The organism is Rhodoferax sp., from assembly GCF_010365055.1.
In the GTDB taxonomy this organism is placed as follows: Bacteria; Pseudomonadota; Gammaproteobacteria; order Burkholderiales; family Burkholderiaceae_C; genus Rhodoferax.
Genome location: NZ_JAAFHA010000139.1, coordinates 1 through 7,058 on the forward strand (window position 1 = coordinate 1; position 7,058 = coordinate 7,058).

The window sequence follows — 7,058 nt, forward strand, 5'->3', positions numbered from 1 at the left end:
TTGACGACATAGAACGCCCTCACGCCGGTGTGCGTCATGCGCATGGCCAGCTTCGGGGTTTCGGTGTCGTAAATCACCTGACGCTTGCCGACTTGCGGCGCAGCCAAACCGTTCAACAGGGTCTTCGTCAGCTTTTGATGATTCGAGGTCGCCACGGTGTCCACCTTTCCTTGTTTTGGGCTAGCACCGGGCTAGCACGGGGCTAGCATTAAGGGGATGATTTCGTTTAACCGAGTGCTAGCCCGTTAAGGTGAATTATGCCTGTTTCATTGGGAAGATAGGGGTTTATTAAGGTTGATTAATTAGAGGGTATGCCCATGCCTTCTATTTCGTAATGAGAAGGTCGGGTGTTCGATTCATCTCTCCGGCACCAATAGATACAAGGGTTTGCTGTTATGAAAATAATAGCAAACCTTTTCTCTTTGGGAGGCTTGTAGGCAATCTGTAGGCAAATTGCCCAAATGCAGCACCAGCACTAGACAACAAAAAACCCAGCGGATCAGGCTGGGTGACGGTGTAGGTCCAACTCTTGGCGGCGCGACAGCGCCGATCTTCTCCCCCGGTTTTCGCGCGGTTCTGAGGGAACCCCTTGGGGGTGGACGGGCAGACCGCGCTGCCGGTGCCGCGAAGCAGGCAAGGCCCGAGGGTGGCCTCGCTCACCATGGTAATGATTTGGCTGCGCTGTGTGAGGGTGGTCATTTTGCCTCGTCCTCCCACAGGGCTCGGAACTTTTTTTGCAGTATCAACAGTGCTGCCGCCTCCGATAAGGCTTTTTCCTTGCGCGACAGGTCACGTTTGAGTTGTGCGATTTCGTCCTTGAACGCACGTAGTTCAATCCGTGCTTATCGGGTTGTCACACACACCCACTGGATGTAGTGTTTCACGACTTCGCGGCGTAGAGTTCGGCATAGGTTGGCGCGGTGACGTTGCCCGCAATGCCAAGCAGGGAACGGAATGCGTTGAACGGGTAGAAACGGCGGTTGAAGCGGAACGTGAACTCATTGAGGTACGCCTGTAAGTGCTGCGGGCTGACGCCATGATGTATGCCACGCAACCAGGTCTTGAGGTTCGAGAATACGAGGTGAACAATGGGCATGAACTCTTCAGCAACCAGTGGATCGCCCCGTTCCGCGACAGCCGCATGGTCATAGCCGTGTTTGGTGAGCCCGGCGTAGCCGCTCCAATCATCTGTGATGATTCTGGCGCCCGGTGCCACGACGCTTTTGATGAAGCCACAGAGCGCATCGGCACACCGGTCAGACACCACCGCAAGCCGCACACGCCCGGCATAGCGACTGTTTCGGCGGTTATTGAGCGCGCTGTCGCGTTGGCGGTGCCGTACTTCAACGGCAGCGGCCACAATAGACTTGTGGTGCACGCCTCTGCCTTCCCCGCGTGTGCGGCCGCCCACATAGGTTTCGTCGGCATCAACGTGTTCACCGGACGTCCCACCGATTCGGTCCTGATCCGGTCGCACCATGCCGACGCGCAGCTTGTGAAGTATCTGAAAGGCAGTTTCGTAGCACGGCAGTCCGAGTTGCCGCTGAAACTGAACAGCCGACATGCCAGGTGTTTGACTGGTGAGCAGATAAGCCGCCCAGAACCAAACCGAGAGCGGTGTGTGCGTGCGCTCCATGACGGTGCCGGCGGTAAGGCTCGTATCGCAGCGGCATTTGCGGCAACGCAGTACGCCTGGGCGCGTGGAGATACGGTAAGGTTCGCCAAACGTGCCACAACGAGGACAGACAAACCCGTTGATCCAGCGGGCGCGTTCAAGATAGGCCGCGCATGCCGCCTCATCCGCGAAAAGGCGCTGAAACTCCGGCAGCGAGCGCGGAAACGGCAAATCGCCTCGCTCAAGCACATCAATTGCCACGGCAGCTCCAAGTTGACGCAGTTGCTCAACATACTACCGGTAGTGGGTGTGTGTGACAACCCGATAAGCACGGTTCAATCCGTTTGCGAGGGGCTTTGAGACTGGGCACAGAAAGCGCCCTCCCAGCTTGTCAGGTGGTGCGCAAATAGGCCGTTTTCGCGGCACCAGGCATTCAGGCTCTCACCGCTCAGGCCGTGTGTTTTGTACAGCGCGTTGAGCTGTTCTTTGGCAGACCAGTCCTGGGGGCGCTTTTCTTTTGTCGCAGAGCCCGCGACCTTGGCAGGGACTGGTCGCTTTAGCCAATTCTTGGCCGTGTAGTAGTTAACGTTAAGCTCTTGTGCGATCGACTGTATGGTGCGATCTCCGCGCGTCAGTAGTTTGACTATCGCTTGTTCAATGAATGCTTCGGAATATTTCGGTTTCATGGTCGTCTCTACGCGAAAAGGGTAAATTTGGTAGGCGACAACTAGTCTGACACAGGGGGAAAAACACCGGGGTGTTGTTGCCCACCAGGTCCCAGTTGCCCTCGTCGGTGTAGATGAAAAACACCGGGATGTTGTTGCCCACCAGGTCCCAGTTGCCCTCGTCGGTGTAGAACTTGACGGCAAAGCCGCGCACATCGCGCGCGGTGTCGGTGGAGCTGCGCGAGCGCCTGGTTCCCGGCCCCGGTGGCAAGCGAGCCGCGCTCGCCAGCCACGGTCAAGAACCGTGTGAACACCGGCGTGATCTTGCCCGCCGCCTGAAACGGCGCCGCGCGGGTGAATTCGGTGAGCGGCTGGTAAGCCTCGAAGAAACCGTGCGCCGCTGAGCCTCGCGCATGCACGATGCGCTCCGGAATGCGCTCATGGTCGAAGTGCGTGATCTTCTCACGCAGAATGAAGTCTTCCATCAGCGTTGGCCCGCGCAGGCCAGCCTTGAGCGAGTTCTGGTTGTCGCCAATGGCTACCGGCACCATAACCCGGGTGGCTGACCAAGTCGGTCTGCGACTGCCGCAAGCACATCCCGGTTCCATCCCATGCCGATATGGCTGCCGCCGACTTCGATGTCATGCACGAGGTTTGAGCGTTTGTCGTGGCGACCCTATCGCCCAGTTCTCGCACGGCTGGTGCTGCACTCTCGGCGAGGCGGTCGATGACCGATGTCGCCCGACCAGTAGATGTAGGTCTCGAACGTGATGGACACCTTGGCACTGCGGATGGCCGCGAGCATCGGCGGAAAGATCTGATCGCCGTTGAGCTGGGCACTGACCTTGTTTCCTGTCAGAAACGGCGAACCCAGCAGCACGCCCAGTTCGTTCGTGAACCGCGGGTCATCGAGCGCATAAATCCGTTCTATGCGTTGTTCGATCTTTGTCTCGCCGCCCATGAAATTCGACACCAGCAGCCCGCCGATCAGAGCGAGGCTGGCCACGCCAGTCACAACAAAAACCCAACGCGGCAAGTCTGGCCTGGTGTTGGCAGTTGATCAATTGAAGTGGGAAGGCCGAGACGGTGTGTCGTCAGAGCAGATGCTTTTGCGGCTTGGATGGTCCCGAGGCAGCTGAAAGCGGGGACCAGCCAGGCGTCGGTTTCAAGCGCATTCAAACCTGACTGCGCCAACGCACGGCGGGTGGACTCGGGCATCAGCACACTGCCTGGACCGTCATCGGCAGCGGCATGGGCGACGGTGAAGCTGGCGGCGAGGGAGACGGCACCTCAGAGGGCGGCGGCATGGGTGATGGCGGCATGGGCATGGGAGGCATCGGCTCTGGCGACGGCGACGGCGAAGGTGTTGGCATTTCAATGTTCATGGTGGTTTGTTTCATCCGGTTCGAGTTTTTCTCGCCTGCTCTGGCCCGCAAAGGGCGCGAGTGATCAAGCGTACCCAGCCGACCCAGTAGCGTCTGTGCGGTGGCCAACACACACCTTGGTTCGCCACCGCACAGACAACCTGTCTGGATTTGCGTAAATTCATTACTTGAGGGAGCGGCACCTGTCTTTGCTTCTTCATTGTTGACATTCACAAAAGGATATTTATGAACACCTCACGCAATTTCAAAGCTTCCCTCGTCGTCGCCGCTCTGCTGTCATTCTCAGTGGCACACGCTGCCACCCTGACCAAGGCGGAATACAAGGCCGACAAGACGCGCATCAGCGCGGACTATAAAGTTGACAAAAAGGCTTGCGATGCCTTGAAAGACAACGCCAAGGATGTCTGTGTGCAAGAAGCCAAGGCCAAGGAATCAGTAGCACGCGCCGAGCTGGAATACAGCTACACCGGCAAAGCCGCCGACCAGACCAAGGTGCTTGAAGCCAAGGCCAAGTCTGCTTACGCCGTCGCCAAGGAAAAATGCGATGACCAGACCGGCAATGCCAAGGACGTGTGCGTCAAGGAAGCCAAGGCTGTAGAAGTCAAGGCACTGGCAGATGCCAAGCTGGGAAAGACAATTGGCGAGGCCAAAAAAGAGGCAGCTGAGGACAAGTCAGATGCCAACTACAAGGTAGCCATTGAAAAGTGCGACGCAATGACAGGTGATGCCAAGACCAGTTGTGTGGCTGCTGCCAAAGCCAAGTTCGGTAAGAACTAAAACCAGCAGCGCGATAGGAGAAGAGCGCCGTCATGTCAAAAATCATCACTGCCGACCAAACCGAACTTTATGTCAAGGATTGGGGCACGGGCCAGCCTGTGATCCTGATTCACGGCTGGCCACTGTCCTCGGACAGCTGGGATGACCAGGCGATGGCGCTCGCGCCAGCGGGCTACCGTGCCATTGCCTATGACCGGCGCGGCTTCGGCCGCTCAACACAACCCTGGAGCGGCTACGACTACGACACCCTGGCTGACGACCTGGCGGCCGTGATCAACCAAACCGGGGCAAAGGACCCGCTCATTGTGGGCTTTTCGATGGGCGGTGGCGAGGTGGCTCGCTACCTGTCGCGCCACAACGGCAAGTCGGTGGCCAAAGCAGTGCTGGTGTCTGCCAGCCTGCCCTTCCGGCTGAAGACCAGCGACAACCTACTGGGTGCGGAACAGGCCGCGTTTGACAAGACGGCGCAAGCCATCAATGACGACCGTCCGAAGTTCCTAGCGGGATTTTTTGAGAAATTTTTTGGTGTCACGGCAGAGTCACAATCCGTCAGCCCGCAGCTGCTGGAATGGACCCGCAGCGTGTCGATGCAAGCCAGCCTGAAAGCCACGCTGGACTGCGCCAAGTCCTTCACCACCACAGACTTTCGTGGGGAATTGGCAACCATCAAGGTGCCCACGCTGATCGTTCACGGCACGGACGACAAGATTGTGCCGATTGATGCCTCAAGCCGCCTCACGGCCAAAGGCATTGCACAGTCAACGTGGCTCGAATACGAGGGTGCACCGCACGGCTTGTTTGCCACCCACAAGGAACGGCTGACCACCGACTTGCTTGACTTCCTCAAACGTTGAGAGCGGCGAGAAACGATCAGCCAGGAGATTTCATGAATATCTCAAATAGTCAACATGGGCCACTGGCAACTAGGCAAGCACCAGCAACTATGTCGACCGCAACTAACGGCATACGCCAGAAGGAAAGGAAGATCACTATGCGTAACAAAGAAAAGGGCAAGATTGGGTGGATTTTGCTTTGGCTCGTGGGAATCCCGGTCCCAATCCTATTGCTGTTGTTTTTCATGCGTGGGTGCACCTGAGGCGGCTTTGCTGAAAAATTTGCCCGCTTGGATTGGAAAACTCACCAAGCTTGCGCCCCCAGTAGATGGCGTCGATACCGGGAACGCGGGGCAGGATGGGGGGCCACGCTATTGCCAGGACAAATTATCACCCGCGAAAACTTGATGGAGCAGACGACAATCACTTATCCAAATACCTCTTTGGCACAAATGACCAGGGCAGAGATCAAACAACACTTGGAAACACTTTGCGACAAAATTTTCAACGACGATCCCTATCAGCATCAGGGCGGCGACATGGTGCGTACCGGCGGACTTGTTTACGCGTGTGAGCCGGCAGCCAAAATAAATTCCCGCATTAGCGATATGCCTTTGAACGGACAGCCGATACAAGCTGACAAGTCCTACAAAGTAGCACGATGGGGTGTAGGCAGCGTGCAGTCGGCGGGCGAGCCGGTGTGGGAGGTGGTCGAGCAGTATCTAAAAAGTGCACCGATTGTTAAAGACCACACACCCAACGTACCGCGACTGATTGGTCTGGGTTCAAACCCGGGATTCGCCAACGATTAGTCAGATGGTCAAGTAGTAGCGGTGGAGAGTGTGTGAACATCATTGAGAGCACTATCAACCGCTCCCCTTCTTCCCGCGAAAGAGTTGGTAGAGCCTATGAACATCCGCCCCAATGTCTTTCTGGGGCTCCACCGCCCTCCTCGAAGGCTGGCAATGTTTTGCCATGTAAAGCACCCGTCGAAACTCGCTGCTCTTGACAGCGAGACCTTCGACATCCTGCACAAAGCCTGTGACAGGCAATCACCTAAACGATAACGTCGCCTGCGTATGGTTTTGTCCCATAGTAATCATGGATGCTCTTCTCCCACGACGGGTCGGCCATATTGGGCCAACTCTCCTGGTCGAATCCTGGAGCGCCTTCCAAGCGATCTTTTTCGACGTTGAGTGTGAAGCGTTTGTTCTGCGTATCAAGCTTCAATGCGCTCCATGGCACGGCGAACAGCTTCTCGCCCATTCCAAGGAAGCCACCAAAAGATAACACGGCATAGCTGACCCGACCCGTGCGCATATCGAGCATTATTTCTTTGATGTCGCCAAGGTCTTCATCTTTCAGGTTATAGACATCGTTGCCTATCAGCGTATCGGCCCCCATGAGCTCGGGGCCTGGACCTTGCCGCACAACGACTCCGGTGCCTCCGACGAGGTTTCCTTTGTACATGCCATAAGTGTCGCGTTCTTCATAGTTCATGTGAATCTCCAGTAAATGACTTGTGTCAAGTAGTGACCTGAACGCCGGACCCGATGTCCGATGCTCAGTGCCAAAGATAGACGCAAAACGCCCTCTCGTCTGTGCGGCAACACACAGGCACCCGCGGATAGGCTGTGAAAATAATCCTATGTGTGAAGCAGCGCCAACATGACCACTTGCCGGGGCACTTCATGCCAACCGCGATGCGGCCGGCGAACGGCCCGGGTCATCAATGGGGAATGGAGAGGGACAGACCCGCTTGCAGCAAGGTGGCAAGGGCTTC

Annotated in this window: 10 protein-coding genes and 1 pseudogene; 4 read left to right on the top strand and 7 right to left on the bottom strand. The window is 56.8% G+C overall.

Going from position 1 to position 7,058, the window contains the following annotated elements:
* Positions 1-393: 393 nt before the first annotated feature.
* The 6 genes and pseudogenes from GZ093_RS19315 to GZ093_RS19335 all read right to left on the bottom strand — a co-directional run bounded on the left by GZ093_RS19315 (position 394) and on the right by GZ093_RS19335 (position 3,286).
* The gene (locus tag GZ093_RS19315) at positions 394-699 is read right to left on the bottom strand and encodes a hypothetical protein (protein WP_296489212.1); all 306 of its coding nucleotides are present in this window, start codon (positions 697-699) and stop codon (positions 394-396) included.
* Between the two features lie 181 nt (positions 700-880).
* On the bottom strand, positions 881-1,876 hold the full coding sequence (locus GZ093_RS19320) for an IS1595 family transposase (protein ID WP_296489213.1): 996 nt from the start codon (positions 1,874-1,876) through the stop codon (positions 881-883).
* Between the two features lie 74 nt (positions 1,877-1,950).
* Positions 1,951-2,301: a transposase gene (locus tag GZ093_RS19325; RefSeq protein ID WP_296489215.1), complete on the bottom strand. Its 351-nt coding sequence runs from the start codon at positions 2,299-2,301 to the stop codon at positions 1,951-1,953.
* On the bottom strand, positions 2,270-2,425 hold the full coding sequence (locus GZ093_RS20895; protein WP_363261144.1) for a catalase: 156 nt from the start codon (positions 2,423-2,425) through the stop codon (positions 2,270-2,272). The genes GZ093_RS19325 and GZ093_RS20895 overlap by 32 nt, the downstream gene beginning before the upstream one ends.
* Positions 2,414-2,828 (bottom strand): annotated as a pseudogene (locus tag GZ093_RS19330) (catalase); the annotation flags it as partial. The gene GZ093_RS20895 and the pseudogene GZ093_RS19330, both read right to left, overlap by 12 nt.
* Before the next feature lie 128 nt (positions 2,829-2,956).
* Entirely contained in the window at positions 2,957-3,286 is a 330-nt protein-coding gene (locus GZ093_RS19335) for a hypothetical protein (protein WP_296489216.1), read from the bottom strand.
* A 245-nt stretch (positions 3,287-3,531) separates the two neighbouring features.
* Between GZ093_RS19335 and GZ093_RS19340 the strand changes: the two genes are divergently transcribed.
* The 4 genes from GZ093_RS19340 (at position 3,532) to GZ093_RS19355 (ending at position 6,087) form a co-directional block, all read left to right on the top strand.
* On the top strand, positions 3,532-3,729 hold the full coding sequence (locus GZ093_RS19340; RefSeq protein WP_296489218.1) for a hypothetical protein: 198 nt from the start codon (positions 3,532-3,534) through the stop codon (positions 3,727-3,729).
* Positions 3,730-3,890: 161 nt separating this feature from the next.
* A complete protein-coding gene (locus GZ093_RS19345; protein WP_296489220.1) occupies positions 3,891-4,442 on the top strand; it encodes a hypothetical protein in 552 nt (183 codons plus the stop codon).
* Between the two features lie 32 nt (positions 4,443-4,474).
* Positions 4,475-5,296, top strand: coding sequence for an alpha/beta hydrolase (locus GZ093_RS19350; RefSeq protein WP_296489221.1), 822 nt, complete (start codon positions 4,475-4,477; stop codon positions 5,294-5,296).
* A 353-nt stretch (positions 5,297-5,649) separates the two neighbouring features.
* On the top strand, positions 5,650-6,087 hold the full coding sequence (locus GZ093_RS19355; protein WP_296489223.1) for a 5'-nucleotidase C-terminal domain-containing protein: 438 nt from the start codon (positions 5,650-5,652) through the stop codon (positions 6,085-6,087).
* A gap of 244 nt (positions 6,088-6,331) precedes the next feature.
* Here the strand turns inward: GZ093_RS19355 and GZ093_RS19360 are convergent, their stop codons facing one another.
* The gene (locus GZ093_RS19360; RefSeq protein WP_296489224.1) at positions 6,332-6,775 is read right to left on the bottom strand and encodes a PRC-barrel domain-containing protein; all 444 of its coding nucleotides are present in this window, start codon (positions 6,773-6,775) and stop codon (positions 6,332-6,334) included.
* Between the last annotated feature and the right edge of the window lie 283 nt (positions 6,776-7,058).

What these genes read in the sequence shown, in the direction of transcription:
- GZ093_RS19315 (WP_296489212.1), bottom strand. Translation starts at nt 699, where the DNA reads ATGACCACCCTCACACAGCGCAGCCAAATCATTACCATGGTGAGCGAG.
- GZ093_RS19325 (WP_296489215.1), bottom strand. Translation starts at nt 2,301, where the DNA reads ATGAAACCGAAATATTCCGAAGCATTCATTGAACAAGCGATAGTCAAA.
- GZ093_RS19340 (WP_296489218.1), top strand. Translation starts at nt 3,532, where the DNA reads ATGGGCGACGGTGAAGCTGGCGGCGAGGGAGACGGCACCTCAGAGGGC.
- GZ093_RS19345 (WP_296489220.1), top strand. Translation starts at nt 3,891, where the DNA reads ATGAACACCTCACGCAATTTCAAAGCTTCCCTCGTCGTCGCCGCTCTG.
- GZ093_RS19350 (WP_296489221.1), top strand. Translation starts at nt 4,475, where the DNA reads ATGTCAAAAATCATCACTGCCGACCAAACCGAACTTTATGTCAAGGAT.
- GZ093_RS19360 (WP_296489224.1), bottom strand. Translation starts at nt 6,775, where the DNA reads ATGAACTATGAAGAACGCGACACTTATGGCATGTACAAAGGAAACCTC.